Source organism: Actinomadura miaoliensis (genome assembly GCF_039536785.1).
Lineage (GTDB): Bacteria > Actinomycetota > Actinomycetes > Streptosporangiales > Streptosporangiaceae > Spirillospora > Spirillospora miaoliensis.
This window is the reverse complement of sequence record NZ_BAAAZG010000036.1, coordinates 203,973-229,522: the sequence shown is the minus strand read 5'-3', so window position 1 is coordinate 229,522 and position 25,550 is coordinate 203,973. Positions and strand designations below refer to the sequence as shown.

At 71.0% G+C, this 25,550-nt stretch carries 23 protein-coding genes, 1 tRNA gene and 2 pseudogenes; 17 read left to right on the top strand and 9 right to left on the bottom strand.

The genetic code is table 11. The features are described 5' to 3' along the window. Window position 1 precedes the first annotated feature (1 nt). Both ABD811_RS24545 and ABD811_RS24540 read left to right on the top strand, forming a co-directional pair. Window positions 2-1,465, top strand: coding sequence for a glutamate synthase subunit beta (locus ABD811_RS24545; RefSeq protein ID WP_344952109.1), 1,464 nt, complete (start codon window positions 2-4; stop codon window positions 1,463-1,465). Window positions 1,466-1,560: 95 nt separating this feature from the next. Continuing rightward, a complete protein-coding gene (locus tag ABD811_RS24540; protein ID WP_344952106.1) occupies window positions 1,561-2,130 on the top strand; it encodes a GNAT family N-acetyltransferase in 570 nt (189 codons plus the stop codon). Between the two features lie 7 nt (window positions 2,131-2,137). Here the strand turns inward: ABD811_RS24540 and ABD811_RS24535 are convergent, their stop codons facing one another. From ABD811_RS24535 to ABD811_RS24525, 3 genes are all read right to left on the bottom strand, one after another. Continuing rightward, a complete protein-coding gene (locus ABD811_RS24535; RefSeq protein ID WP_344952103.1) occupies window positions 2,138-3,646 on the bottom strand; it encodes a serine/threonine-protein kinase in 1,509 nt (502 codons plus the stop codon). Between the two features lie 94 nt (window positions 3,647-3,740). Continuing rightward, a complete protein-coding gene (locus ABD811_RS24530; protein ID WP_344952100.1) occupies window positions 3,741-4,181 on the bottom strand; it encodes a protein-tyrosine phosphatase family protein in 441 nt (146 codons plus the stop codon). Next, window positions 4,178-4,756, bottom strand: coding sequence for a CGNR zinc finger domain-containing protein (locus tag ABD811_RS24525; protein WP_344952097.1), 579 nt, complete (start codon window positions 4,754-4,756; stop codon window positions 4,178-4,180). The genes ABD811_RS24530 and ABD811_RS24525 overlap by 4 nt, the downstream gene beginning before the upstream one ends. A gap of 499 nt (window positions 4,757-5,255) precedes the next feature. Between ABD811_RS24525 and ABD811_RS24520 the strand changes: the two genes are divergently transcribed. From ABD811_RS24520 to ABD811_RS24500, 5 genes are all read left to right on the top strand, one after another. After that, complete coding sequence (locus tag ABD811_RS24520) at window positions 5,256-6,416, top strand: alkaline phosphatase PhoX (RefSeq protein WP_344952094.1); 1,161 nt, start codon at window positions 5,256-5,258, stop codon at window positions 6,414-6,416. 168 nt (window positions 6,417-6,584) lie between these two features. Beyond that, window positions 6,585-7,403: a transporter substrate-binding domain-containing protein gene (locus ABD811_RS24515; RefSeq protein ID WP_344952091.1), complete on the top strand. Its 819-nt coding sequence runs from the start codon at window positions 6,585-6,587 to the stop codon at window positions 7,401-7,403. A gap of 247 nt (window positions 7,404-7,650) precedes the next feature. Continuing rightward, window positions 7,651-9,561: a PhoX family protein gene (locus ABD811_RS24510; protein ID WP_344952087.1), complete on the top strand. Its 1,911-nt coding sequence runs from the start codon at window positions 7,651-7,653 to the stop codon at window positions 9,559-9,561. Between the two features lie 141 nt (window positions 9,562-9,702). After that, window positions 9,703-10,134, top strand: coding sequence for a helix-turn-helix transcriptional regulator (locus ABD811_RS24505; RefSeq protein WP_344952084.1), 432 nt, complete (start codon window positions 9,703-9,705; stop codon window positions 10,132-10,134). A 155-nt stretch (window positions 10,135-10,289) separates the two neighbouring features. Further along, window positions 10,290-10,745 carry a VOC family protein gene (locus tag ABD811_RS24500; RefSeq protein ID WP_344952082.1) on the top strand — a complete coding sequence of 152 codons (456 nt, stop codon included), beginning with the start codon at window positions 10,290-10,292 and terminating at the stop codon, window positions 10,743-10,745. Between the two features lie 75 nt (window positions 10,746-10,820). On the opposite strand, the gene ABD811_RS24495 is transcribed toward ABD811_RS24500, so the two are convergent. Both ABD811_RS24495 and ABD811_RS24490 read right to left on the bottom strand, forming a co-directional pair. Then, window positions 10,821-12,257 (bottom strand): pyridoxal phosphate-dependent decarboxylase family protein, encoded by a 1,437-nt coding sequence (locus tag ABD811_RS24495; RefSeq protein ID WP_344952079.1) that lies wholly within the window; start codon window positions 12,255-12,257, stop codon window positions 10,821-10,823. 86 nt (window positions 12,258-12,343) lie between these two features. Then, the gene (locus ABD811_RS24490) at window positions 12,344-13,048 is read right to left on the bottom strand and encodes a DUF6597 domain-containing transcriptional factor (protein ID WP_344952077.1); all 705 of its coding nucleotides are present in this window, start codon (window positions 13,046-13,048) and stop codon (window positions 12,344-12,346) included. Window positions 13,049-13,150: 102 nt separating this feature from the next. On the opposite strand from ABD811_RS24490, the gene ABD811_RS24485 reads away from it, so the two are divergent. The 4 genes and pseudogenes from ABD811_RS24485 to ABD811_RS24470 all read left to right on the top strand — a co-directional run. Next, complete coding sequence (locus ABD811_RS24485; RefSeq protein WP_344952074.1) at window positions 13,151-13,705, top strand: type 1 glutamine amidotransferase domain-containing protein; 555 nt, start codon at window positions 13,151-13,153, stop codon at window positions 13,703-13,705. A gap of 327 nt (window positions 13,706-14,032) precedes the next feature. Continuing rightward, window positions 14,033-15,469: a pyruvate kinase gene (pyk, locus tag ABD811_RS24480; RefSeq protein WP_344952072.1), complete on the top strand. Its 1,437-nt coding sequence runs from the start codon at window positions 14,033-14,035 to the stop codon at window positions 15,467-15,469. A gap of 175 nt (window positions 15,470-15,644) precedes the next feature. Further along, complete coding sequence (locus ABD811_RS24475; RefSeq protein ID WP_425549457.1) at window positions 15,645-16,112, top strand: alanine:cation symporter family protein; 468 nt, start codon at window positions 15,645-15,647, stop codon at window positions 16,110-16,112. A gap of 97 nt (window positions 16,113-16,209) precedes the next feature. Continuing rightward, window positions 16,210-16,650, top strand: a pseudogene (locus tag ABD811_RS24470) (alanine:cation symporter family protein); the annotation flags it as partial. 41 nt (window positions 16,651-16,691) lie between these two features. Here ABD811_RS24470 and ABD811_RS24465 read toward each other — a convergent pair. Further along, window positions 16,692-17,474 (bottom strand): helix-turn-helix domain-containing protein, encoded by a 783-nt coding sequence (locus ABD811_RS24465; protein ID WP_344952069.1) that lies wholly within the window; start codon window positions 17,472-17,474, stop codon window positions 16,692-16,694. A gap of 96 nt (window positions 17,475-17,570) precedes the next feature. After that, a tRNA-Leu gene (locus ABD811_RS24460) sits at window positions 17,571-17,646 on the bottom strand. Between the two features lie 135 nt (window positions 17,647-17,781). On the opposite strand from ABD811_RS24460, the pseudogene ABD811_RS24455 reads away from it, so the two are divergent. From ABD811_RS24455 to ABD811_RS24430, 6 genes and pseudogenes are all read left to right on the top strand, one after another. Then, window positions 17,782-18,339, top strand: a pseudogene (locus ABD811_RS24455) (ANTAR domain-containing response regulator); the annotation flags it as partial. 441 nt (window positions 18,340-18,780) lie between these two features. Then, the gene (locus ABD811_RS24450) at window positions 18,781-19,962 is read left to right on the top strand and encodes a branched-chain amino acid ABC transporter substrate-binding protein (protein WP_344952066.1); all 1,182 of its coding nucleotides are present in this window, start codon (window positions 18,781-18,783) and stop codon (window positions 19,960-19,962) included. A 119-nt stretch (window positions 19,963-20,081) separates the two neighbouring features. Next, window positions 20,082-21,047, top strand: a complete 966-nt coding sequence (locus ABD811_RS24445) for a branched-chain amino acid ABC transporter permease (protein WP_344952063.1) — start codon at window positions 20,082-20,084, stop codon at window positions 21,045-21,047. Then, the gene (locus ABD811_RS24440; protein ID WP_344952060.1) at window positions 21,044-22,216 is read left to right on the top strand and encodes a branched-chain amino acid ABC transporter permease; all 1,173 of its coding nucleotides are present in this window, start codon (window positions 21,044-21,046) and stop codon (window positions 22,214-22,216) included. Before ABD811_RS24445 ends, ABD811_RS24440 begins: the two co-directional genes overlap by 4 nt. A 74-nt stretch (window positions 22,217-22,290) precedes the next feature. Next, the gene (locus tag ABD811_RS24435) at window positions 22,291-23,031 is read left to right on the top strand and encodes an ABC transporter ATP-binding protein (protein WP_344952135.1); all 741 of its coding nucleotides are present in this window, start codon (window positions 22,291-22,293) and stop codon (window positions 23,029-23,031) included. Further along, window positions 23,021-23,839 (top strand): ABC transporter ATP-binding protein, encoded by an 819-nt coding sequence (locus ABD811_RS24430; RefSeq protein WP_344952057.1) that lies wholly within the window; start codon window positions 23,021-23,023, stop codon window positions 23,837-23,839. The genes ABD811_RS24435 and ABD811_RS24430 overlap by 11 nt, the downstream gene beginning before the upstream one ends. Before the next feature lie 65 nt (window positions 23,840-23,904). Here ABD811_RS24430 and ABD811_RS24425 read toward each other — a convergent pair whose 3' ends face one another. Next, window positions 23,905-24,456, bottom strand: coding sequence for a DUF4352 domain-containing protein (locus ABD811_RS24425; protein WP_344952055.1), 552 nt, complete (start codon window positions 24,454-24,456; stop codon window positions 23,905-23,907). Window positions 24,457-25,056: 600 nt separating this feature from the next. Further along, complete coding sequence (locus tag ABD811_RS24420) at window positions 25,057-25,515, bottom strand: PaaI family thioesterase (RefSeq protein WP_344952052.1); 459 nt, start codon at window positions 25,513-25,515, stop codon at window positions 25,057-25,059. Window positions 25,516-25,550: the final 35 nt, after the last annotated feature.

Sequence of the window (25,550 nt, the reverse complement as noted above, 5' to 3'; positions counted from 1 at the left end):
CATGGCAGACCCGAAGGGTTTCCTGACCGTCCAGCGGGAGCTCCCGAAGCGCCGCCCGGTCGACGTGCGCATCAAGAGCTGGCGCGAGGTCTACGAGGACTTCGGCCGCGACCGCCTGGAGAAGCAGGCCAGCCGCTGCATGGACTGCGGCATCCCGTTCTGCCACCAGGGCTGCCCGCTCGGCAACCTCATCCCCGAGTGGAACGACCTGGTGTACAAGCGGGACTGGCAGGAGGCGATCGAGCGCCTGCACGCCACCAACAACTTCCCCGAGTTCACCGGGCGGCTGTGCCCGGCCCCCTGCGAGAGCGCCTGCGTGCTGGGCATCAACCAGGACCCGGTCACCATCAAGCGGGTCGAGGTCGAGATCATCGACCGCGCCTGGGCCGAGGGCTGGGTGCGCCCGCTGCCCCCGCCGGTGAAGACCGGCAGGAAGGTCGCGGTCATCGGGTCGGGCCCGGCGGGCCTGGCCGCCGCCCAGCAGCTCACCCGCGCCGGGCACGAGGTCCGCGTGTACGAGCGCGCCGACCGCGTCGGCGGGCTGCTGCGCTACGGCATCCCCGAGTTCAAGATGGAGAAGCGGCACCTGGACCGCCGCATCGCCCAGATGCGCGCCGAGGGCACCGACTTCAAGACCTCGGTGAACGTCGGCGTCGACATCACCGCCGACGAGCTGCGCTCGCAGTACGACGCGGTGGTGCTGGCGGGCGGCGCCACCGCCTGGCGCGACCTGCCCGTCCCCGGCCGCGAGCTCAAGGGCATCTACCAGGCCATGGAGTACCTGCCCCTGGCCAACAAGGTGCAGGAGGGCGACCTGGCGGAATCGCCCATCACGGCCAAGGACAAGCACGTCGTCGTCATCGGTGGCGGTGACACCGGCGCCGACTGCATCGGCACCGCGATCCGCCAGGGGGCGCGCTCGATCACCCAGCTGGAGATCATGCCGCAGCCGCCCGCCACGCGGCCCGGCCACCAGCCGTGGCCGACGTACCCGATGCTGTTCAAGATGGAGAGCGCCCACGAGGAGCTCGCCGACATGGGCGGCGACCGGCTGTACGCCATGTCGACCCAGGAGTTCCTCGGCGACGAGGACGGCAACGTCCGCGCCCTGCGCCTGGTCGAGGTGGAGGGCCCGCAGAGCGGGTTCAAGCCGATCCCCGGCACCGAGCGGGAGATCCCCGCCGAGCTGGTCACCCTCGCCATGGGCTTCCTCGGCCCGCAGCGCGAGGGCCTGCTGGAGCAGCTCGGCGTCGAGCTCGACCAGCGCGGCAACGTCGTCCGGAACGCCGACTACGCCACCTCCGTGGACGGCGTGTTCGCCGCCGGCGACATGGGCCGCGGCCAGTCCCTCATCGTCTGGGCGATCGCCGAGGGCCGTGCCGCCGCGCACGGCGTCGACAAGTACCTGTCCGGCGACACGACGCTGCCGTACCCGATCCCCCCGACCGCGCGTCCAATCGCGTAAAAGTTTCACGTACCATCGGGTAGGAAACGTTCGAGGCCGGCCCCGGCGCCCGGGGCCGGCCTCAACCATGGTCGCGCCACGAAGGGGGGAACCGCATGCCGAGCCGCCGGATCGACGTCACCACCTGGTACCTGGAGCAGCGCGACCCCGGCGACCTGTGTCCCGCCCCCGAGACCTCCGCCGACATCGTCCGCGCCGAGGTCGTCCTCCCCGAACTGAGCCGCTTCCTCTACAGCGCCGTCGGCGGCGACTGGTACTGGATCGACCGCCTGTCCTGGACGTACGAGCAGTGGCGCAACTGGCTCGAACGCCCCGGCGTCGAGACCTGGATCGCCTACGTCCGCGGCACCCCCGCCGGCTTCGCCGAACTCGACCCGCAGCCCGACGGCCAGGTCGAGATCGCCTACTTCGGCCTCCTGCGCCCCTTCCTCGGCCAGGGCCTCGGCGGCCACCTGCTGACCGTCGCCGCCTCCCGCGCCTGGGACCTGGCCGACCGCTGGCCCGACCGCAAACCCACCACCCGCGTCTGGCTGCACACCTGCTCCCTCGACGGCCCCGCCGCCCTGCGCAACTACCAGTCCCGCGGCTTCCGCCTCTACGACACCAAGGTCGAAACCGAGGCCCTGCCCCACCACCCCCCCGGCCCCTGGCCCGGCGCCCGCTGAGAGGGGTTCAGGTCCGCCAGCGGGTGCCGGCGTAGGCGCGGACGATCCGGGCGACGTGGTCGTGGTCGCGGTGGAGTTCGCGGACGTGGGCGAGCACCACCCACCTGCGTTCCAGGCCCGTGCGGTAGATGTGCGTGTACGGGCGGACGAGGGGGGTGCGGTGGCGGGGGGTGCGGACGCCCGGCGCGGGCACCACCGCCAGCGCCCAGGGGCCGGTTCCGCCGACACCGCCGCGCCGCACCGACACCTGGGCGAGATGCTCCCAGCCGTAGAAGGTGGTGCGTCCGCCGTAGTTCACCTGGATCCCGGGTGTGCCGACGTGCAGTTCGTACGGCTGCGTCACGGCGGCCAGGTGGTAGAAGGCGCTGCGCAGGCCGCCGGCCAGTCCCACCACGAAGACGGCCGCGAGGATCAGCTCCGGGGGCGTCCAGTCCGGGTTGTTCACCAGCCCGGCCACGAGGATGAACGCGCAGAGGCCGATCAGCACCAGAGACCCGGTCAGGCTCATCGCCTGTGCCGCCTTGCGTCCTGTGAGGCTGACCCATTCGGGAGTGGGCGGTCGCGGAGAAGGAGCCGTGCCCGGCGGGGCGGGCTCGCGGGGCGGTTCGGTGATCTGACGCGTCCCGGCGGGTTCATCCGAGGGCGGCACCGGAGTGATCCGTTCGGTGACCATGGTGCGTATCGGGCCGGGCAGCCAGGCCGTCGGCGTCTCCGCGGGCGGGGCCGTTGACAGGCGGCCGAGGAGCTGCGCGGCCGTGGGACGGTGGTCGGGGTCCTTAGCCAGGCATGCCGCCACCACGTCGCGCAGCGAGGCGGGCACGCCGTCCAGCACGGGTTCCTGGTGGACGGTGCGGTACAGCAGCGCGTGGACGGGGCCGTCACCGAAGGGCTGGACGCCCGCGGCGTGGCACAGGACGGTGCCGAGGGCGAACACGTCGGCGGGCGGGCCCGCCGGCCCGTCGGTGAGTTGCTCGGGGGCCAGGTAACCGGGGGTGCCGGGCACCGCGCCGGGGCGGGTGAGCGCGGTGGCGTCCAGGGCGCGGGCGATGCCGAAGTCGATGACGCGGGGCCCGTCGTCGGCGAGCAGGATGTTGGACGGTTTGAGGTCGCGGTGCACCAGCCCGGCGGCGTGGATGGCCTCCAGGGCTTCGGCCAGTCCGGCGCCCAGCCGCCGCACCGTGGGTTCGGGCAGCGGACCGTGGACGGAGAGGACTTCGGCCAGGGACGGGCCGGCGATGTAGGCGGTGACCAGCCACGGCGGGTCGGCGTCGGGGTCGGCGTCCACGACGGGCGTGGTGTGGAAACCGCCCACGGTGCGCGCGGCCTGCACCTCGGCGGCGAAGCGGCGGCGGAACTGCGGGTCGGCGGCAAGGTCCGGGTGGACGACCTTGACGGCGACGGCCCGGCCGCCGGGGGAGTGGCCGAGATACACCCGGCCCATGCCGCCGGCGCCCAGCCTGGCCTGCAGGCGGTAGCGGCCGATGCTGCGAGGATCCTGCGCGGCGAGCGGCTGCATGACCCGGCTCCCGTCCGTCCCGATGATCAAAGCGTCCCGCCCGTTTCTACCGGTCCGGCGCGGCGGCGCGCCACCGCGCCGGACCGGCCGGCCGTCAACGGGGGAACCGCGTCACCCAGCGGCGTTGCCAGGGGGTTTCGACGGCGCGGGGGTGGTGGTGCTCGCGCGCCCAGGTGACGGCGTCGGACGGGGGGAGGCCGGACAGGACGGCCAGGCAGGCGATGACGGTGCCGGTGCGGCCGACGCCGCCGCCGCAGGCGACCTCCACGGCCTCGCCCGCGCGTGCCCGTTCGTGCAGCGCGCGGATCCGCCGGACGGCGTCGTCGCGGTCGCGGGGGAGCAGGAAGTCGGGCCAGTCGATCCAGTGGGACGGCCACGTCAGCAGGTCCTCGTGACGGCGGCGCAGGCGGGACGTGCCCAGGTACAGGCCGAAGTCGGGCGGCGGGCCGTCGGGCGCGGGGTGGCGCAGGCCGCGGCCGCGGATCCACGTGCCGTCGGGGAGCCGGATGGCGCCGTGCAGTCGCGGGGCGTTCACCGGGCCACGCTCCCCAGGCGCCGCCGGGCGCGGTGGTTGGCGACGTTGAGACGGTTGCCGCACAGGTCGGGCATGCAGTAGCGGCGTTTCCCGGCCCGGCTGGTGTCGACGAACACGCCGCGGCAGCCCGGGGCGGCGCAGGAACGGAAGCGCTCGCGGCCCAGCGTGCGGACGACGCCGAACAGCCCGACGCCGACGAGCGCCGCCAGTTCGTCGGCCAGCGGGGCGCCGGGCGCCGTCGGGACGTGCCACTGCCACCGGCCGTCGTCGTCGCGGTGCAGGACCGGGGCGAGGGCGGCGCGCCTGACCAGCACGGACGCGCCCGCGACGGCATGCTCCTCGGTCTCGGTCTCCAGGATGACGCGTATCTGCATGCGCAGCACGTGCACCAGGCGGAGGTCGTCGTCGGTCGGCGGCGGCGCGTCGAGCCGCACGTCGTGCTCGGCGAGGAACCGCGCGAGCGCGGTGGGGTCCGGGAGGGCGTCGCCGGTGGTGACGCGCACCGTGGGGGAGGTGTTGACCAGGTCGGACGCCACGGTCGCGCCGGTCGTGTAGTCGCTGAGGGGGATGTTCATGGTCGCGGATTCTCCGTCGCTGTAACCGGTGAAGAGAGACTATAGCCATTACGTCCGTGTGTCCGCCGCCGCTCGCGGAAGGTCGCATGGGCCGCCTTCCGGGCAGGGGGGGCGCCTGCTGCGGGGCGTCCACGGGGGCGTCGGCGGACGGATCGGGACATACCGGGACGTTCGGCAATGCGCCGACGCGTCGTGATCAGCTGTGCCGTAACGCGTTCGCAGGCGGGTGATCAATCCGGCGGGTGCGATCGCGGGAATGGCCTTGGAATGCGGGGGTGTGCCGGGCATCTTTTCGGTGGCCAATTCGCACGGTGAGGGCGGAATTCGGTACCGGCGGACGGAGAGAAGGGCGGTGGAAATGCCGCGATGAGGATCGGCCATTCGTGGTACAGGCGGCGTTCATCGAAGCGGCCACCGGAATTTCGCCGCGCCCGGCCTACACTCGGCGAGGCCGCGGCAGCAGATCGTCTTCGCACCCCCCTTTGAGGAGACATCGTCCATGGAACGTCGCACATTCCTCCGCGCCACGGTGGCCGGGGCCGGAGCCGTCGCCTTCTCCGGCGGGCTCTGGCAGAACGCCGCGCTCGCCGCCCCCGCGCAGAACGCCGCCGGCCCCTACGGCCCGCTGCAGGCCGCCGACGCCAACGGCATCCAGCTCCCCGCCGGGTTCACCAGCCGGGTGGTGGCCAGGTCCAGGCAGACGGTGCCGGGCACCTCCTACACCTGGCACGACGCCCCCGACGGCGGCGCCTGCTTCGCCGACGGCACCGGCTGGATCTACGTGTCCAACTCCGAGGTCGGCGGCGGCGCCGGCGGCGCCTCCGCCCTGCGCTTCGACTCCGGCGGCAACGTCACCTCCGCCTACCGCCTGCTCGGCGGCACCAACACCAACTGCGCGGGCGGCGCCACGCCCTGGAACACCTGGCTGTCGTGCGAGGAGGTCTCCAACGGGCAGGTCTGGGAGACCTACCCCTTCGGCGGCACGGCCGTGGCGCGTCCGGCGATGGGCCGCTTCACCCACGAGGCCGCCGCCGCCGACCCGGTGCGGAAGGTCATCTACATGACCGAGGACAAGAGCGACGGACGGTTCTACCGGTTCGTCCCGTCCACCTGGGGCGACCTGTCGTCGGGCACCCTGCAGGTCCTCGTGGCGGGCTCCGCGACGTCCGGCTCGTTCTCCTGGGCGAACGTGCCCGACCCCGACGGCTCTCCCACCGCCACCCGCTACCAGGTGCCGGGAGCGAAGGTGTTCAACGGAGGCGAGGGCTGCTACTACGCCGACGACACGGTCTGGTTCACCACCAAGGGCGACAACCGCGTCTGGCAGCTCGACCTGGCCGGCGGCACCTACGAGCTGGCCTACGACGACAACCTCGTCAACCCCGGCCCCGCGCCGCTGACCGGCGTCGACAACGTCACCGGGTCGTCCTTCGGGGACCTGTACGTGGCCGAGGACGGCGGCAACATGGAGATCTGCGTGATCACGCCGGACGACACCATCTCGGTGTTCCTGCGGATCAACGGGCAGAGCGGCTCGGAGATCACCGGACCGGCCTTCAACCCCGCCGGCGACCGCCTGTACTTCTCCTCCCAGCGCGGCACGTCGGGGTCCTCGTCCGGCGGCATCACCTACTGCGTCACCGGACCGTTCCGCACGTGACGCGCGGGCGGCCGCGCGTCCCCGCCGCGCGCGGCCGCCTCCGCACGCCCCGGCCGCCACGACGGCCGTCCATGATCGGCCAGGGGCTTGACTGCGGCCGTGGAACGGGAATCATCACTCATGCCCCCGGCCCCTGGTACGCCGGCGTGACCTTTACTGGAGGCCGGAGTGCGCCTGCCGACGCTGATCGTCCTGCTGACCGCGCTGGCGGGTGCGCTGCTGTCCGCGTGCGGGAGTGGCAGCGGCGAGTCGCTGCTCCACAAGAAGACCTGGGTGGTCGGCGTGCGGCCCGACCTGCCGGGGCTGGGGCTGCGGCGACCGGACGGCACGTTCGAGGGATTCGACATCGACGTGGCCCGGTATATCGCCCGCGACCTGGGGCGGACGGTCACCTTCGTCCCGGTGCTGGCCGCCGACCGCCTTCCGGCGCTGGAAACGAAAAAGGCCGACCTGGTGCTCGCCACCCTTTCGGTCACGCCCGAACGCAAGACCCGGATCGCCTTCGCCGGCCCGTACCTCACCTCCTACCAGGACGTCCTGGTACGCGACGACATGAGAGGCGTCACCGGACTGCGCGACCTGAAGGGCCGCAGATTCTGCGCGGTGGAGGGCTCGGACACCACCAAACGGCTGATGGCGGTCCGGGGAATGACCGCCGCGCTCGTCCCCGCCAAGGACTACGACCGCTGCATGTCCCTGATCCGCGCGAACGGCGTCGACGCGATCACCACCAACGACGTGATCCTCGCGGGACTGGCCAAACGCGCGGGCGGGGGAATGCGGCTGATCGGCGCGCAGATCAGCGAGCAGAACAGCGGAATCGGAATGCGCCGCGGCGACCCCGACGGCTGCGAGGCGCTCAACGGCGCCATCACCCGCATGTACCAGGACGGGACCACCGCCGCGCTGCTGCGGAAGTGGTTCGGCGGCACCGGGCTCGACCGGCGCCCCATCGTCGAGGTGCCCCAGTTCGAAGGGTGCCTGTGACCGCCGCCGTCGGCCTTCCGGATATCACCCGGCCCGAGTGACGCGCGGCCGGGGCGAACCGTACGCGGGCGTCCGCTCACCCCGTGTGGCCGTGGCGGGGGGCGAGCGCTGTGACGTGCGGTTGGTCAGGCGTTGTTCATCTGCGATCCGCCGGAACGTTAGTGGAGCGCTCTAGTTTCCCAGTGGCGTTCCGGTGCCCCCGCCTTCCGGAACGCGGTGGAGAAACGCAGAGTGATGAGGTGCATACATGACCGTCGACCCTGACGACATCAGCTCCAACCCGTCGGGCAACGCGACGTTCGGAGAGATCGTCCAGGCCCGCCTGTCGCGCAGGTCGGCGATCCGCGGCGGCACGCTGCTCGCCGCGGCGGGATTCCTCGGCGCCGGTGTCGGCTCCGGCACGGCGACGGCGGCGGTGACCGCGGCCCCGGCGTCCCACGGCCGTGGCAGGCGCGGCCTGCTCGGGTTCAAGGCCGTCCCCGCCGGCACCGCCGACAAGGTGACCGTCCCCGACGGCTACACGGCCGACGTCCTGATCCCGTGGGGCACGCCGCTCCACTCGCGCGGCCCCCAGTGGAAGAAGGACGCCTCCAACACCGCGGCCGAGCAGGCGCAGCAGATCGGCATGAACCACGACGGCATGCACTTCTTCCCCCTGCGCGGGGGGCACGAGGGCCTGCTGGTGCTCAACCACGAGTACGTGGACCAGGCGCTGCTGTTCCCCGACGGCGACGCCGTGATGACCAAGGAGAAGGTCGACAAGGCCCTGGCCGCCCACGGCGTCAGCGTCGTCAAGGTCGCCCAGGTGAAGGGCCGCTGGCAGCGCGTCGACTCCCGCTACAACCGCAGGGTCACCGGGTCGACCCCCGTGACGTTCTCCGGGCCGGTGCACGCCGCCCACCCCGCGCTGCAGGCCAGGAACCGTCCCATGGGCACGCTCAACAACTGCTCCAGCGGCGCCACCCCCTGGGGCACCTACCTGGCGTGCGAGGAGAACTGGAACAGCTACTTCGGCACCACCGACACCTCGTGGAAGCCGTCCCCCGAACTCGCCCGCTACGGAGTGAACGCCGCGGGCGGCGGCTACAAGTGGCACACCGCCGACTCCCGGTTCGACCTCGCCGTCAACCCCAACGAGACCAACCGGTTCGGCTGGGTCGTCGAGATCGACCCGTTCAACCCGCACCACACGCCCGTCAAGCGCACCGCGCTGGGCCGCGTCAAGCACGAGAGCGCCACCGTCACCGAGTCGCGCGGCCGCGTCGTCGTCTACACCGGTGACGACCAGGACGGCGAGTACGTCTACAAGTTCGTCGGCAGCGCGCCCTGGCGGCAGCTGCGCGCGCTGGGCAAGAGCCCCCTCGACCACGGCACGCTCTACGTGGCCAAGTTCAACGACGACGGTTCGGGCACCTGGCTGCCGCTGACGTTCGGCACCGGCCCCCTCACCAAGGCCAACGGCTGGAAGGACCAGGCGGACGTGCTGCTGCGCACCCGCCAGGCCGCCGACGCCGTGGGCGCCACCAAGCTGGACCGTCCCGAATGGGTCGCGGTGCACCCCGGCAACAAGGACGTGTACCTCACCCTCACCAACGGCTCCGGCTGGGACAACAAGGCCAACCCCCGCAAGCCCAACCCCTACGGGCACATCATCCGGTGGCGGGAGAAGCACGGCGACAACACCGCCACCTCCTTCGAGTGGGACATCTTCCTGCTGGCGGGCGACCCCGCGTACGACCCGAAGGTGACGCTGGCGCCCGAGGACGTGTTCGGCTCCCCCGACGGCCTGGGCTTCGACCCCGGCGGCCGCCTGTGGATCGAGACCGACGTGTCCAACTCCTCGCAGAACCTCGCGTCCAAGGGCTACGACAACATCGGCAACAACCAGATGCTCGCGGCGGACCCCCGCACGGGCGAGGTGCGCCGGTTCCTCGTCGGCCCGCGCGGCTGCGAGATCACCGGGTTCACCATGACGCCCGACGGACGCACCCTGTTCGTCAACGTCCAGCACCCGGGCGAGGCGACCACCGCCTGGGGCACGCCGACCCCGGCCGACCCGCGCGCGGTCAGCAACTGGCCCGACTTCGACCCGGCGGGCCGCCCCCGCTCGGCCACCCTCGTCATCCGCAAGAAGGACGGCGGCGTCATCGGCACCTGACGCCCGGCGACCCCGACCGCCCGAGGCGACCCCCGACCGCCTGAGGCGCCTCGGCCCGCCTGAGGTGACTCCGACGCCTGAGGCGACTCCGGCCGTCACAGGGCGCGGGCCGCTGTCACAGGCGCTGCCTAGCATCGACACATGGGCAACGCAGTGGTGAGCGGTCCGCGCACCCTGGACACCGGGACCCTGCGCAGGCTCCGCATGGCCAAGGACGCCATGGACCGCGACTGGGCCGAACCCCTGGACGTGGCCGCCGTCGCCGCACGGGCCGGCTACTCCCGCTTCCACTTCGTCCGGCTGTTCCGCGACGCCTACGGCGAGACCCCCGGCCAGTACCTCAGCCGCAGACGCATCGAACGCGCCCAGGACCTGCTGCGCTCGGCCAACATGACCGTCACCGAGATCTGCATGCTCGTCGGCTTCACCAGCCTCGGCACGTTCTGCACCCGCTTCAAGCAGCAGACCGGCATGACCCCCACCGAGTTCCGCGCCCGCCAGCGCGGCACCGGCGTCCCCCCGATCCCGGCGTGCTTCGTCCTCTACTGGGCCGGCGGCTTCCGCGAACCCTGACACCGCCCACCCCTTCACGCCCCGCGAGCCCTGGAGTGGAGAACGTCGAGGTCCCGGGGCCGCCGTCGCAATTTTCGAGAAGGCGCGGGCGACGGCGCGCACCTAACGTGGCACCACGAAACGACGCCGCACGCGACAACGCGAAGGAGCCACGAATGATCACCGGACTCGGCATCGCCACCGTATGGGTGCTCGACCAGGACGAGGCCAAGAAGTTCTTCACCGAGAAACTCGGCCTGGAGGTCCGCCACGACGTCTCGTTCGGCGAGGGCGGCATGCGCTGGGTCACCGTCGGCGCCAAGGACCAGCCCGAACTGCAGCTCACCCTCATGGTCCCCGGCCCGCCCACGATGGACCCCGAGTCGGCCGAGCAGATCCGCTCCCTGGTCGCCAAGGGCGTGCTCGGCGCCGGCGCGTTCATCGTGGACGACTGCCAGAAGACCTACGAGGAGTTCTCGGCACGCGGCGTGGACTTCATCCAGAAGCCCGAGAAGCGCCCCTACGGCATCGAGGCGCTGTTCCGCGACAACTCCGGCAACTGGTTCAGCCTCACCCAGCCCACCGGCGAGTTCGACCAGACCGCCGACTGGGATCCCTGCGCGCAGAAGTGACCCGCGGCCGCCCCGCCGCGGCCGCCCGGCTCCGACGACCGGACCCGGGCAGCCGCGCACGGCGGCGGCGCGGGCCTACGCCGTTCCCAGCCGGGCGGCCAACTCCCGGATCACCTCCACCAGCAGCTCGACGTCGGCCTCGGTGGTGCGCCAGTTGACCATGGCGGGACGGAACGCGGTCATGCCCCGGTAGGACGTGGTGCCCGCGTACACCCGGCCGTCGGCGAGCAGGGCCTCGCCCAGGCGGGCGTTCAGCTCGTTCAGCCGCTCCTCCGGCACACCCGGCGGCCGGTACCGGAAGCACACCACGCACAACTGCACCGGCGCCAGCAGCTCCATGTCGGGTGCGCGCTCGACGAGCTCACCCAGGCGGGCCGCCACGTCCAGATGCCGTTCCACCATGGCCCGGTACCCGTCCCGCCCATAGGCGCACAACGTCGCCCATATCGGCAGCGCACGCGCACGCCGCGACGACTCCGGCCCGTAGGTGTTGTAGTCGATCCGCCCGTCGCCCGTCGAGGGCTGCTCCAGATACGCCGCGCCCCACGCGCCGAACGCCTGCCGCAGGCGCGCGCGGTCGCGGACGAACGAGAACCCCGTGTCGTACGGCACGTTCAACCACTTGTGCCCGTCCACCGTCACCGAATTGGCGCGTTCCACACCCCGGGCCAGATGCGCCGTCCGCGGCGACACCGCGGCGAACATCCCGAACGCCCCGTCGACGTGCAGCCACGCGCCGTGCCGCTCGGCCAGGTCGGCCAGCGCCTCGATGGGGTCGGAACCGCCCGTGTTGACGTCCCCCAGGTTCGCCACGACCACCGCCCGGCCGTCCACCGCCGCCAACGCCCGCTCCATCGCGGCCAGGTCGACCGCTCCGGCGTCGTCGCGGGCGAACACGCGCAGCGTGTCACGCCCGCACCCCAGGATCTGCAGCGCCTTGCGAGTGCTGGCGTGCACCAGCCCGCTGCTGAACACCGGCATGACCGGCAGCCCCGCCAACCCCTCGGCGGACACGTCCACCCCGTGCCCCTCCGCCCACCAGGACCGCGCCGCCGCCAGCCCCGTCACGTGCGCGAGCGTGGCGCTGGGCGTCACCACGCCCCCGAACGAGGCGGGCAGCCCGAACAGGTCCTTCAGCCACTCCAGCACCGTCGTCTCCAGCCGCGTGGCCAGCGGCGACGCCAGCCACAGCCCGGACACCTGGTCCAGCAGCGAGGTGATCCAGTCACCGGCCATGGCCGCGGGCGTCGCCCCGCCCACCACGAAGTGGAAGAACCGCGGCCCCGACGAATGCGTGGCGGCCTGCGCGCCCACCCGCAGCAGCCGCTCCACCGCCGCCTGCGCGCCCTCCCCCTTGTCCGGCAGCGGCCCCTCCAGCTCGCCGATCAGGGCGTCCCGGCCCCGGTCGTGCACCGGCCGCGTCGGCAGGCTCTCCAGATACGGGCCCGCCGCGTCGGCCACCGTCCGCAGGACCGGCGCAACCCGGTCCTTCTCGTCGAAAGGATCACTCATGCGGCAAGTGAACCAGCGCCGACCCCGTCGCGGAAGACCATGATCAACCGCGCTTCCGGCGGAACCGCCCGGAAAACCCCGGCGGTCTACAGAAGCGCGCTGATCGGCACCCCCGCCAGATCCCGCACGTCATGCGCCAGATGCGCCTGATCGGCGTAACCGGCGCCATGAGCCACCCCGGCCAGCGGCTCACCCGCCCGCGCCCGGGCAAGAGCACGCTGAAAACGCAGCACCCGCTGCAGCGTCTTCGGCCCGTACCCGAACGCCGCCAGGGCCCGCCGCCGCAACTGCCGCTCACCCAGCCCCAGCATGCCCGCCACCTCCCGCACCGGCTCGCCCCGCGACAACGCCCGCACCACCGCCGGCACGATCGGATCCGGCGGCCCCTCGGCCCGCGCCAGCGCCGCCTTCGTCAGCACCGCATGCGGCGACGACGACCCGGCCATCGCCTCCCCCAGACGGTCGGCGTCCGCCCCCCACAGATCCCGCAGCGGCAGCCGCCCGTCCCGCACCGCGTCCGCCGGCACCCCCAGCACCGGCGGCGCCGCCCCCGGACCGAACCGGATCGCGACCAGACGCTCACCCGGCCGCAGCTCCGGCAGGTGCGGGCCGGTGTCCGGGCCCGCCACGGTCACCCGCGCGTCCTCACTCCACCAGATCAGGTCCACACACCCGTCCGGCACCACCCGCTGCACATGCGACCCCGCGTCCGGGGCCACCTCATGCGACCACAGGCACACCAGACCCGACCCGGGCGGAGCCGGGTCCTCGCGGTAGCGCGCGACGCCCATCACGTCCCTGCCTATCACCGCATACCGTCATCACTGCATACGGACCCCGCATACGGGCAGGGGGACCGGTGGCCGACCACAAGCGAGAAGGAGGTCACCGTCATGGCCACCGATCTGCAGGGCAAGACCATCGCCTTCCTCGTCGCGCCCGAAGGCGTCGAGCAGGTCGAGCTCACCGAACCGTGGACCGCCATCGAACAGGCCGGCGGCCGACCGCGCCTGGTCTCCACCGAGGCGGGCCACGTCCAGGCATTCAACCACCTCGACAAGGCCGACACCTTCGACGTCGACACCACCGTCGACGACGCCGACCCCGCCTCGTTCCACGCGCTGGTGCTGCCCGGCGGCGTCGCCAACCCCGACTTCCTGCGCATGCAGCCCAAGGCCGTCGCGTTCGCCAAGGCCTTCTTCGACGCGGGCAAGCCGGTGGCCGCCATCTGCCACGCGCCGTGGACGCTCATCGAGGCCGACGTCGTCCGCGGCCGCACCCTCACCTCCTGGCCCAGCCTGCAGACCGACCTGCGCAACGCCGGCGCCACCTGGGTCGACGAGGAGGTCCAGATCTGCCAGGGCGGCCCCAACACCCTGGTCACCAGCCGCAAACCCGACGACCTCAAGGCCTTCTGCCAGGCCGCCGTCGAAGCCTTCCGCGCCTGACCGCCCCGCGGCGCCCGCGCCGCCCGCCCGCCGCCGCCCCGACCGACCCGGCGAGCGCGACGCCCACGCCCCCGACCGGCGCCCCGGCACCGCCCCGCCAGCCCCCCGGGGGGCGTGGGCGTGTCGGGGTTTGTGCGGGGTGTTGTGGGGGTTGCGCCCGTGGGCCGACGGCGGCGGACGGGACGGGCGCAGGCGGCCGCGAACGGCGCAGGAGACGGGTTCCAGGCCGGTGGTCTAGACCCTTGCGCTAGACCAGTCGATGAATCTTGGACGACCGTATCCTGCACGAATATCCGTACTGGCAGGTAACTAAGTAGCGTTGTGCACGTGACCCGTCGAGCGAAGATTGTCAGCACCATCGGTCCCGCCTGCTCCAGCGAGGAGCAGATCCACGCGCTCGTGGAGGCCGGCATCGACGTCGCCCGCCTCAACATGAGCCACGGCGAACACGCCGTCCACGAGCAGGTCTACCACCGCCTGCGAGCCGCCGCCGAGGCCACCGGCCGCGGCGTCGGCATCCTGGCCGACCTGCAGGGCCCAAAGATCCGCGTCGGACGCTTCCCCGACGGGCCGGTACGCCTGACCCTCGGGGACGAGTTCACCATCACCACCGAGGACGTCCCCGGCAACCGCCAGCAGGTCTCCACCACCTACCAGGGCCTGCCCGGCGACGTCGCCCCCGGCGACACCATCCTCGTCGACGACGGCCGCGTCGCACTCCGCGTCACCGAGGTCGACGGCCCCCGCGTGCGCACCACCGTCACCGTCGGCGGCATGGTCTCCGACAACAAGGGCCTCAACCTGCCCGGCGTCCCCGTCAGCGTCCCCGCCCTCACCGACAAGGACGAGACCGACCTGCGCTGGGCCCTGCGCCTCGGCGTCGACATGGTCGCCCTGTCCTTCGTCCGCACCCCCGAGGACGCCGCCATCTGCTACCAGATCATGGACGAGGAGGGCGTCCGCGTCCCCCTCATCGCCAAGATCGAAAAACCGCAGGCCGTGGAACGCCTCCCCGAGATCGTCGCCGCCTTCGACGGCATCATGGTCGCCCGCGGCGACCTCGGCGTCGAACTGCCCCTCGAACAGGTCCCGATCGTCCAGAAGCGCGCCATCGAACTCTGCCGCGAGAAGGCCCGCCCCGTCATCGTGGCCACCCAGATGCTCGACTCGATGATCTCCTCGCCGCGGCCCACCCGCGCCGAGACCTCCGACGTCGCCAACGCCGTCTTCGAAGGCGCCGACGCCGTCATGCTGTCCGGCGAGACCAGCGTCGGCCAGTACCCCATCGAGTCCGTCCAGACCATGAGCCGCATCGTCGAGACCGCCGAGAAGGCGTCCCTGCAGGCCACCCACACCCTCGCCCGCATCCCCGAAACCGTCGGCGGAGCCATCGCCCGCGCCGCCGCCGAAGTCGGCGCCATCGTCGGCGCCGAGGCCCTCGTCGCCTTCACCATGTCCGGCGAGACCGCCCGCCGCCTGTCGCGCTACCGCTCACCCATCCCGCTGCTCGCCTTCACCTCCGTCCCCGCCACCCGCGGCCGCCTCGCCCACGTCTGGGGTGTCGAAACGTTCATCGTCCCCCACGTCGACCACACCGACGAGATGTTCCGCCAGGTCGAACAGGCCCTCCTGGAACTCGGACGCTGCCAGAAGGGCGACCGCGTCGTCGTCGTCGCCGGCTCGCCCCCCGGCACCCCCGGCTCCACCAACGCCCTGCGCGTCCTGCGCATCGGCGACGCCATCGCCGGCGCCCTGCGCGAATGACCTCACAAGCACCACACGGGGGACGATCGGCCAAGTAACGGCTCGCGCACCACCATTCACAACCGCGTGACCACCCGTCCACGGTCCAGGGAATTGTGCTCTCTCGTCCCCCTGGTGGTGCGATGAACTCGATCGAGAACTTCCTGACAGACACCGGCGACTTCACCAGGAGACCCTGGCTCCTCACCCCTTCCACCTGGAGACCGGCGCCTACCTGACCACCATCCCGCGCGGACCGCAGATCCACCGCTCCCGCCCGGCGTTCTGGCTCCCCTTCGCCAAACGCTCCACCGACGGCGACATCTCCCACCACCAGGCACTCGTCACCGCCCTCGCCACCACCGTCGGCGCCGCCACCGCCATCTCCCTCAGCGGTCCCGGCGCCGTCTTCTGGACGTGGCGCACCGGCCTGATCGGCATGGCCCCCAAGTACAGCGAGGCATTCCTCGGTGTCCGCCACCACCGCGACGCCGCCGGAGAACAGAGCGGGCAGGTGTTTGCGGGGCATGGACGCGCCGGTCAGTACTTGGCGCCCACGAACGCGTCCAGCCTCGCCATCGTCCTCGCCGTCAGCGTGGGCGTCGCCCCTGCCATCTGCCTGGAGGTCCCGGCGTGCTCTTCCGGGTGGGGTGCATCGGGCTGATCGGCTTGGCCACCGAGTACAGCGGGGCGTTCCTCGGTGTCTGCTTCCGCCGCGACGCCGCTGGCGAACAGGGCGGGCCGGTGTTTGCAGGGCGTGGATGCGCCGGTCAGTTTTGGGGCCTACGAACTCGTCCAGCCGCGCCACCGCCTTGCTCCGCATCACCGTTGGCGTCGCTACCGCCGTCTGTCTGGGCGGTCCCGGGGCGGTCTTGTGGGTGTGGTGGGTCGGGCTGATCGGCTTGGCCGTCACGTGCAGCGGGGCGTTCCTTGGCGTCTGCTTCCGCCGCGTCGACGTCGTTGGCGAACGGGGCGGGCTGGTGTTTTGCGGATGTGGACGCGCCGGTCAGTATTTGGGGTTCACGAACTCGTCCAGCCGCGCCACCGTCTCCCTCCGCATCACCGTTGGCGTCGCTACCGCCGTCTGTCTGGGCGGTCCCGGGGCGGTCTTGTGGGTGTGGTGGGTCGGGCTGATCGGCTTGGCCGCCACGTGCAGTGAGGCGTTCCTTGGTGTCTGCATCCGCCGCACTGACGTCGTCGGCGAACAGAGGGGGTGGGTGTTGTGGCGACGTGGATGCACCGGTCAGTATTTGGGGCCCACAAACTCGTCCAGCCGCGCCACCGCCTCCCTCCGCGCCACCGAGATGGCCTTCCAGTTCATCCGCCGCCATGAGATGCCGAGCCGGTCAAGAGCATCGGTGTAGATGCGCATGATGTCGGCGGACTTGTTGGTGAACTCGTAGCGCGTGTACTCGTACCAACGGTCGCCGTCCTTGAGAGGCCGGCGCACACGGTTCACGTGACGGCAGCCGTCGGAGTGGATCAGTCCACGGACGAGTTCCTCGGTGTGCTGGTCGACGATCTCCTGCTGCCAGTCCTCCAGCTCGATCTTTCGCGTGTGCTTCTTACCTGGACCATGTTGGGGGAACAGGCACGGCCAGTGCTTGGAGTGACTGTTGACCTCGGTGCAGCCCTCCTTCTGGATCAGACGGATCTTGTTCTCCGGCCGCACCGCGCCGATCGCTTGTACGCACTGCTCGATGAGTCCGGGCCATGCGTCTGCGCACGCGATGCGAAGCGCCCAGACGTTCTTGGCGGGGTCACTGGCGGGGCTGATGCAGCCGTCGCCTAGATATAGGCCGAGGAGGTAGGAGTAGGCCTTCGGGTCTTCTGGGGGAGCCGGGGGCTCCATGCACCTCGGGCAGTGGTGGGCAGGTGAGGCATAAAGATCACGCCCTTGGTCGGTCCGCAAACGCCATTCGCGAATCGCATAGCGCGATATCCCAGTGCGTCGGCTGACCTCACTGACCGTGAGGCCTTGATCGAGCATCGCCAGCGCACGGGTGCGTGTTCTCGGGTCGTACATGAGGGGATCGTCGCACAGGGCTACGACAAAATCGCTCCGCGTGAGCATTGGGCTGGACGCATGCGAAAAGCCGCCGTCCTGTGGACGGCGGCTGAGTGCCCCGGGTGGGACTCGAACCCACACTGTACGGGTTTTGAATCCGTTGCCATTCTGCCAATTGGGCTACCGGGGCCCTTTTTGCGCCTTCGAGACAAATCGTACATCCCGACTGCAGCGAACCCAGGCGGTCGCAAGGACCTACCTGGACGAGACCAGGGTAGCGGGTCCCGGTAGTCTCGTGCGCGTGACGCAGAGCGCTCGGCGAGTTGTGATCGCAGAAGATGAGGCCCTGATCCGCCTGGACCTCAAGGAGATGCTCCAGGAGGACGGGTACGAGGTCGTCGGGGAGGCCGGGGACGGGGAGGCCGCCGTCCGGCTGGCCACCGATCTGCGGCCGGACCTGGTCATCCTCGACGTCAAGATGCCCGTGCTGGACGGCATCTCGGCGGCCGAGCGGATCTCCGCCGAGCGGATCGCGCCGGTGGTGATCCTCACCGCGTTCTCGCAGCGCGAGCTGGTGCAGCGGGCCACCGAGGCGGGTGCGATGGCGTACCTGGTCAAGCCGTTCACCAAGACGGACCTGGCGCCGGCGATCGAGATGGCGGTGAGCCGGTACACCGAGCTGCGGGCGCTGGAGGCCGAGGTCGCCGGGCTGCAGGATCGGCTGGAGACCCGCAAGATCGTCGATCGGGCCAAAGGGCTGCTGCAGGCGGCCAACGGGTGGACCGAGCCGGAGGCGTTCCGCTGGATTCAGAAGACCTCGATGGACCGCAGGCTGACCATGCGCGCGGTGGCCGAGGCGGTGCTGGCCGGGGCCGCGGGGGAGAGTCCCGCGAGGTCCGCCGGTGAGGCGGGGCCCAGGCCTTCGGGGGGCGGTAACGCCAGGCCCGCCGGGGGGAGTGACGCCGGGCCGCGCGGGTCCGCGGCCTCCGGTGGGGAGGGCGACGTGAACGCCAGGTCGAATGGTGGGAGCGGCCCGCGGCCCGGTGGTGCGGCGCAGGGTTGAGCCGCGCAGGCTGAGCGGCGCATATCGTCCGCAGGTGCGGTGACGGTCACTGTGCGTGATGGTCGCTGGTGATGACGGGGTTTCTTGGGCACGGAGCCGTAACGACTGAGTAACCCTTCTGTCCGGGGGTGCTGATCTGGCGAGGGTCATAGGTGTACGACATACCTGGCCCCCGAGTGACCGATATCTCCCCCTCGACGTCGGTGCCGGGGTTGGACTCGTACCCGATCCCTTCCGGATCCGGATGGAAAGGTTGGCACCTTGCGGCGCAACATGATGAGGGTCACCGGTGCGGTGGCGATGAGCGCGGTGCTGGCGCTCGGTGCCGTCGCCTGCGGCGGCGATGACGGCGGCAGCGGCGGTGGCGACGGCGACAGCGTCACCATCGGGTTCATGGGGGATCTCACCGGCGAGAACTCGGGCCTGGTGATTCCGCCCAAGCAGGGCGCCCAGCTGGCGATCGACCAGTACAACGCGAAGAACCCCAAGGTCAAGATCAACTTCAAGACCTATGACAGCCAGGGCAAGCCGGACCAGGCCAGCCCGCTGGTGCAGGGCGCGATCAAGAACGACAAGATCGTGGCGCTGATCGGGCCGGCGTTCTCGGGTGAGTCGCAGGCCACCGGGCCGATCCTGGAGGAGGCCGGGGTGCCGAGCGTGTCGCCGTCGGCGACCGACGTCACGCTGGCGCAGAAGGGCTGGAAGTTCTGGCACCGGGTGGTGGCCGACGACGCGGTGCAGGCCGCGGGCGCCGCCGAGTTCATCAGTGGCTCGCTGCAGGCCAAGAAGGTCTTCACCGTCCACGACAAGCAGGTCTACGGCAAGGGCCTGGCGGACGCGATCGCCAAGGCCGTGCAGGCCAAGGGCGCGCAGACCGGCACCGAGGGTGTGGACGACAAGGCCACCGACTACTCGTCCACGGTGAACAAGATCAAGCAGTTCAACCCGGACGTGGTGTACTACGGCGGCTACTACTCGGTGGCGGGGCGGCTGTTCAAGCAGCTGCGCGAGGCCGGGTACCAGGGCAAGGTGATGTCGGGCGACGGGTCGGTGGCGACCGGTCTGATCGACGGCGCGGGTGAGAAGAACGCGCAGGGCGCGCTGCTGTCGTGCGGGTGCATCATCGACGCGTCGGGCAAGAGCAGCAAGACGGCCGCGGACTTCGCCGCCGCCTACAAGCAGAAGTACAACGCCGACGTGGCGATCTACTCGGCGGAGGGTTACGACGCGGCGACCGCGCTGATCAAGGCGGTCGAGGCGGGCAAGACCGACTCCAAGTCGATCAACGAGTTCCTGAAGACCGTCAGCTTCGAGGGCGCGGGCAAGCAGATCAAGTTCGCGGAGAACGGTGCGCTGGCGACCCAGGACATCTTCATCTACGAGGTGAAGGACAAGACGATTCCGCTGCTGGGCAACAGCAAGGAGGCCAAGGCCACCAGCTGAGGCGGATGACGCCCTGCTCGGCCCGTGCCCTCGGCGAGGACGACTCGTGAGGGCGACATGTTGGCGTGGGAGCGGGAGTGCCACGAGCGCTCCCGCTCCCTTCCACAAAGGCTCCTAAGGTGTTCGAAGACTTCATCTCACAGTTCTGGCCGTCGACCATCGACGGCTTGGCGTTGGGCGCGATCTACGCGCTCGTCGCCCTCGGGTACACGATGGTCTACGGCGTGCTGCGGCTGATCAATTTCGCGCACGCGGAGATCTTCATGGTCGGTACGTTCGCCGCGCTGGGCACGGTGCAGTTGCTGGGCGTGTCGGAGGTCGGCGGCGTCGCGCTGATCGGCGTGGTGGCGCTGACGGCGCTGGTGGCGGCCGTGGTGTCCGGCGGCGGGGCGATGCTGCTGGAGCTGGTGGCGTACCGGCCGTTGCGCAAGAAGGGGGCGTCGCGGCTGGCGGCGCTGATCTCGGCGATCGGTGCGTCGATCTTCCTGCAGCAGCTGTTCGCGACGCTGGTGGTCCCGGCGGTGTTCGGCACCTCGAAGGAGGGCGGGCGGCTGCCGGTGGACGAGCACTTCGTGTCGCGCAGCAACGTCATCGACGTGGGGCCGATCCAGGTCAGCAGCGACAAGTTGATCATCTTCGTCGGAGCGATCCTGATGATGGTGGCGCTGGACCAGTTCGTGAACCGCACGCGGTTGGGCCGGGGCATCCGGTCGACGGCGCAGGACCCGGAGACGGCGGTGTTGATGGGTGTCAACATCGACCGGGTGGTGTCGGTGACGTTCCTGGTGGGCGGCGCGATGGCGGGTGTCGCGGCGGCGCTGTACTTCCTGCGGTTCGAGCAGGCGTGGTACTTCACGGGGTTCCTGCTGGGCATCAAGGCGTTCACGGCTGCGGTGCTGGGCGGTATCGGGAACATCCGCGGGGCGCTGGTCGGCGGTTTCGCGCTCGGGCTGTTCGAGATGTACGGTTCGAGCCTGTTCGGGTCGGAGTGGCGGGACGTCGTGGCGTTCTCGGTGCTGATCCTTGTCCTCATGTTCCGTCCCACCGGCATTCTCGGTGAGTCTCTTCAGCAGGCGCGCGCATGAACCTGACAAAGAACCTCAAGGGCAATGGCGGGTCGCGGGCCGGGAGGCTGTCGCTGGACCCGGTGCGGGACTGGTGGGCGTCGGCGCCCGGCGGGGTGCGCTGGACGGTGTACCTGCTGCTGGTGGTCGGGGCGCTGGTGCTGCCGAGCGAGTCGATCGGGTCGTTCATGGCGCCGGGCGGCAGCGACTGGCCGACGATGCTGAGCGACCAGATCGGCATCTACGTGCTGCTGGCGCTGGGGCTGAACGTGGTGGTCGGCATGGCCGGCCTGCTCGACCTGGGGTATGTGGCGTTCTACGCCGTGGGCGGGTACACGATCGGCATCTTCGCGTCCAAGTACGGGTGGAGTTTCTGGGAGACGCTGGTCCTGGCGATTCTGCTGGCGGCGCTGTCGGGGGTGATCCTTGGGGCGCCGACGCTGCGGCTGCGCGGTGACTATCTGGCGATCGTGACGCTGGGGTTCGGTGAGATCGTCAAGCAGACGGCGGCCAACAGCGACTACGTCAACGGGCCGCGGGGCATCCAGGGGATTCCGCATCCGCCGTCGCTGTCGGAGTTCGAGATCCTCGGTGTGCAGCCGCTGAAGTACGGGCTGCTGGACTCGCGGCCGTACTACTACCTGCTGGTGTTCTTCATCGTCCTGACGATCATCTTCATCAAGCGGATGGAGAACAGCCGGGTGGGCCGGTCGTGGGCGGCGATCCGGGAGGACGAGGACGCGGCTGAGCTGATGGGCGTGCCGACGTTCCGGTTCAAGCTGGCGGCGTTCGCGATCGGCGCGGCGATCGGCGGCAGCGGCGGCGTGGTGTTCGCGGCCAAGCAGACGTCGATCAACCCGGAGAACTTCGTGTTCCTGGTGTCGGCGCTGATCCTGGCGTCGGTGGTGCTGGGCGGCTCGGGCAACATCCCGGGTGTGATCCTGGGCGCGTTCATGCTGGCGTGGCTGCCGGAGCGGTTCCGGGAGCTGCAGGACTACCGGATGCTGCTGTTCGGTGCGGCGCTGGTGGTGATGATGGTGTTCCGTCCGGAGGGCCTGTGGCCGTCGCGGCGCCGTAAGGCGGAGCTGGAGGAGGGCACCGGCGGAATGGGCAGCATGGGCGCCGAGGTCGCGGGTCCGGCCACCGCGGGCGCGGGTGTCGCGGGCAAGGCCGCGGAGGTGGAGAAGTGAGCGAGGCTTCGCAGGGCGCCGTGGCCGCGGGGAAGCCGGCGGGCACGCCGGTGCTGGAGCTGCAGGACGTGACGATGCGCTTCGGCGGCGTCGTGGCGTTGAACAAGGTGGCGTTGCGGATCGACAAGGGGGAGATCTTCGCCCTGATCGGTCCGAACGGCGCGGGGAAGACCACGGTGTTCAACGTCACGACCGGGGTGTACCGGCCGAGCGAGGGGCGCGTGGTGTTCGACGGCACGCGCATCGACGGCAAGAAGCGGTTCACGGTCACCAAGCTGGGGGTGGCGCGGACGTTCCAGAACGTGCGGCTGTTCCACAACATGACGGCGTTGGAGAACGTCATGGTGGGGGCGGACGCGCATCACCGCACCGGGTTCGTGGGCGCGGGGCTGGGGTTGCCGTGGCATCGGCGTGAGGAGCGCGAGGGGCGGGCCAAGGCGCGGGAGCTGCTGGAGTTCGTGGGCATTCCGCACCGGGGCGACGAGGCGGCCAAGAACCTGCCGTACGGCGACCAGCGGCGGCTGGAGATCGCGCGGGCGCTGGCGACCGATCCGAAGCTGCTGCTGCTGGACGAGCCGGCCGCGGGCATGAACCCGGCGGAGAAGATCGAGCTGCAGGAGCTGATCCGCAAGATCCGCGATTCGGGCCGGACGGTGCTGCTGATCGAGCACGACATGGGCCTGGTCATGGGGATCAGCGACCGGATCGCGGTGCTGGACTTCGGTCAGAAGATCGCCGAGGGCCTGCCCGCGGAGGTGCAGAACGACCCGCGGGTCATCGAGGCGTACCTGGGAGCCGCAGCCGATGCTTCTTGAGATTTCCGACATCCACGTCCACTACGGCAAGATCGCCGCGCTGAAGGGCGTGTCGGCGGAGGTGGACCAGGGCGAGATCGTCACGCTGATCGGCGCCAACGGTGCCGGGAAGACGACGACGCTGAAGACGATCTCCGGGTTGCGGCCGTTGTCGGCGGGCCGGATCGTGTTCGACGGGCAGGACATCAGCCGGATGCCGGGGCACAAGCGGGTGCTGGCGGGCATCGGGCAGGCTCCGGAGGGGCGGGGCATCTTCCCCGGCATGACGGTGGAGGAGAACCTGCTGATGGGCGCGTACGCCCGTAAGGGCGATGTGTCCAAGGAGCTGAAGGAGGTGTACGAGCTGTTCCCGCGGCTGGCCGAGCGCAAGGGCCAGGCGGGCGGCACGATGTCGGGCGGCGAGCAGCAGATGCTGGCGATCGGGCGGGCGATGATGGCCGACCCGAAGGTGCTGTTGCTGGACGAGCCGTCGATGGGGCTGGCGCCGCTGCTGGTGCAGCAGATCTTCTCGATCATCCAGGAGATCAACCGGCGGGGCTGCACGGTGCTGCTGGTGGAGCAGAACGCGCAGCAGGCGTTGCAGATCGCGCACCGTGCGTACGTGCTGGAGACGGGGCGGGTGGTCAAGTCCGCCGCCGCCCACGACCTGCTGGACGACCCCGAGGTCAGGGCCGCCTATCTGGGCGGTGACCTGGGTGAGGCGGCCGCGTCGCCGGCTGCGGAGCGGGTGCCCGAGCCGCGCTCGGGTGAGGACGCCGCCGCCGCCGCGGACGACACCGTCGTCGACGACGACGCCCGCAAGGACTGACCTGCTGCTGGTCCTGCCGCCCCCCGGCCCGGGTTCGCCCGGTGCCCGGGGGGCGGTCTGCGTTGTCAGGTCAGGGGGATGTCGGCGGGCGGTGGTTCGCTGACGGCGCCGACCGGTGGTGAGCCGAGGATGCGCAGGGCGGTGACGCGGGCCTGGCCGGGCAGGTCGTACCAGAGGTCGAACTCGACCCGTACGCCCGCGCCGATCGACAGCTTCTCGGGCTGCCGCTTGACCATGATCGCGTTGACGTCGGGGGAGTGGGTGCGTCCGTCGGCGGTGACCAGCAGTTGCCGCCAGGTGTCGAAGAGCTGGATGTCGCGGCCGCGGTTCTCGGCGAGGACCCGCACCCGCGCGTACCGGCCCTTGGGCTTCATCTCGGCGTGGGTGCCGAGGATCTCGTGTATGCCGTCGCGGAAGCCGAGGGCGGTGACCTCCAGGTCGGCGCTGCGGGCCCGCCTGGCGTGCAGGGGCGTCTCGCTCTCCCGGACGGGGCGTGGCGCCAGCTCGTAGGAGGGCGTGGCCGCGTGGGCGGGACGGGAGTCGTCCGAGCACCCCGCGACCCCCGCCAGCCCCACCAGGACGAGCGCGGCGCCCGGCACGACGGCACGTAGACGCATGGGCCGAACGTACGACCGCGCAACGGACGCGGGAACGCCCCCGGCCGTTTCGCGACCGAACCGCAACCACCGACCCCCACTGACCGGTGTCGCCCCCCCGGGGCCGTCAGAGGCGCTCCCTGGCGAGGCGTGGACCAGCGCCCGCGTTGTCGGCGGGCACGCTGCTCTCAGGTTTGGCGGGGGTTCCAGGGGGTCGTCCCCCTGGGAGACAAGACGAGGAGCAGCGGCCCGCGTTGTCGGCGGGCACGCTGCTCCCAGGTTTGGCGGGGGTTCCAGGGGGTCGTCCCCCTGGGAGACAAGACGAGGAGCAGCGGCCCGCGTTGTCGGCGGGCACACTGCTCCCAGGTTTGGCGGGGGTTCCAGGGGGTCGTCCCCCTGGGAGACAAGACGAGGAGCAGCGGCCCGCGTTCTCCGCGGGCACACTGCTCCCAGGTCCGAGGTCTGAGGCCCGAGATCACCTTTGGGGCCGTACGGGTCTTCCCCGGAAGCGTACGTTGTCTACTCAGTGATCTCGGGCCGTTCCAATCAACGTTACCGATCAGACGCCTTCGTCCGCAAAGGAACCGCCGTTCCGGGGGAGGCGTTCCCGCGGGCGATCGGTCATCCGGTGGGCAGTTGCGGCACCGGGTTCGCGCCGTCGGCGGGGGGACGGTCGCGGAGCATGCAGGTCAGGCGGGCGGTGCAGACCCGGCGGCCGTCCTCGTCGGTGATCACGATGTCGTAGGTGGCGAGGCTGCGTCCCGCGTGCAGCTTCGTCGCGACGCCGGTGACGTACCCGTCGGTGGCCGACCGGTGGTGGGTGGCGTTGATCTCGATGCCGACGGCGACGCGGTCGCGACCGGCGTGCAGCGCGGCGCCCGTCGAGCCGAGCGACTCGGCCAGCACGCAGGAGGCCCCGCCGTGCAGCAGCCCGTACGGCTGGGTGTTGCCCTTGACCGGCATGCGCCCCACCACCCGTTCGGCCGTGGCCTCGAGGATCTCCACCCCCATGGCCCTCGGCAGGTGGCCCTGGGCCACGCCGTTGAGCAGTTCGACGAGCTCCTGCTGGTCGTCCGTCATCGAGCCTCCCTCAAACCGTCGTACGCGCAGACTAG

What these genes read in the sequence shown, in the direction of transcription:
- ABD811_RS24545 (WP_344952109.1), top strand. Translation starts at nt 2, where the DNA reads ATGGCAGACCCGAAGGGTTTCCTGACCGTCCAGCGGGAGCTCCCGAAG.
- ABD811_RS24540 (WP_344952106.1), top strand. Translation starts at nt 1,561, where the DNA reads ATGCCGAGCCGCCGGATCGACGTCACCACCTGGTACCTGGAGCAGCGC.
- ABD811_RS24535 (WP_344952103.1), bottom strand. Translation starts at nt 3,646, where the DNA reads ATGCAGCCGCTCGCCGCGCAGGATCCTCGCAGCATCGGCCGCTACCGC.
- ABD811_RS24525 (WP_344952097.1), bottom strand. Translation starts at nt 4,756, where the DNA reads ATGAACATCCCCCTCAGCGACTACACGACCGGCGCGACCGTGGCGTCC.
- ABD811_RS24520 (WP_344952094.1), top strand. Translation starts at nt 5,256, where the DNA reads ATGGAACGTCGCACATTCCTCCGCGCCACGGTGGCCGGGGCCGGAGCC.
- ABD811_RS24510 (WP_344952087.1), top strand. Translation starts at nt 7,651, where the DNA reads ATGACCGTCGACCCTGACGACATCAGCTCCAACCCGTCGGGCAACGCG.
- ABD811_RS24505 (WP_344952084.1), top strand. Translation starts at nt 9,703, where the DNA reads ATGGGCAACGCAGTGGTGAGCGGTCCGCGCACCCTGGACACCGGGACC.
- ABD811_RS24500 (WP_344952082.1), top strand. Translation starts at nt 10,290, where the DNA reads ATGATCACCGGACTCGGCATCGCCACCGTATGGGTGCTCGACCAGGAC.
- ABD811_RS24495 (WP_344952079.1), bottom strand. Translation starts at nt 12,257, where the DNA reads ATGAGTGATCCTTTCGACGAGAAGGACCGGGTTGCGCCGGTCCTGCGG.
- ABD811_RS24490 (WP_344952077.1), bottom strand. Translation starts at nt 13,048, where the DNA reads ATGGGCGTCGCGCGCTACCGCGAGGACCCGGCTCCGCCCGGGTCGGGT.
- ABD811_RS24485 (WP_344952074.1), top strand. Translation starts at nt 13,151, where the DNA reads ATGGCCACCGATCTGCAGGGCAAGACCATCGCCTTCCTCGTCGCGCCC.
- ABD811_RS24465 (WP_344952069.1), bottom strand. Translation starts at nt 17,474, where the DNA reads ATGTACGACCCGAGAACACGCACCCGTGCGCTGGCGATGCTCGATCAA.
- ABD811_RS24440 (WP_344952060.1), top strand. Translation starts at nt 21,044, where the DNA reads ATGAACCTGACAAAGAACCTCAAGGGCAATGGCGGGTCGCGGGCCGGG.
- ABD811_RS24435 (WP_344952135.1), top strand. Translation starts at nt 22,291, where the DNA reads ATGCGCTTCGGCGGCGTCGTGGCGTTGAACAAGGTGGCGTTGCGGATC.
- ABD811_RS24430 (WP_344952057.1), top strand. Translation starts at nt 23,021, where the DNA reads ATGCTTCTTGAGATTTCCGACATCCACGTCCACTACGGCAAGATCGCC.
- ABD811_RS24425 (WP_344952055.1), bottom strand. Translation starts at nt 24,456, where the DNA reads ATGCGTCTACGTGCCGTCGTGCCGGGCGCCGCGCTCGTCCTGGTGGGG.
- ABD811_RS24420 (WP_344952052.1), bottom strand. Translation starts at nt 25,515, where the DNA reads ATGACGGACGACCAGCAGGAGCTCGTCGAACTGCTCAACGGCGTGGCC.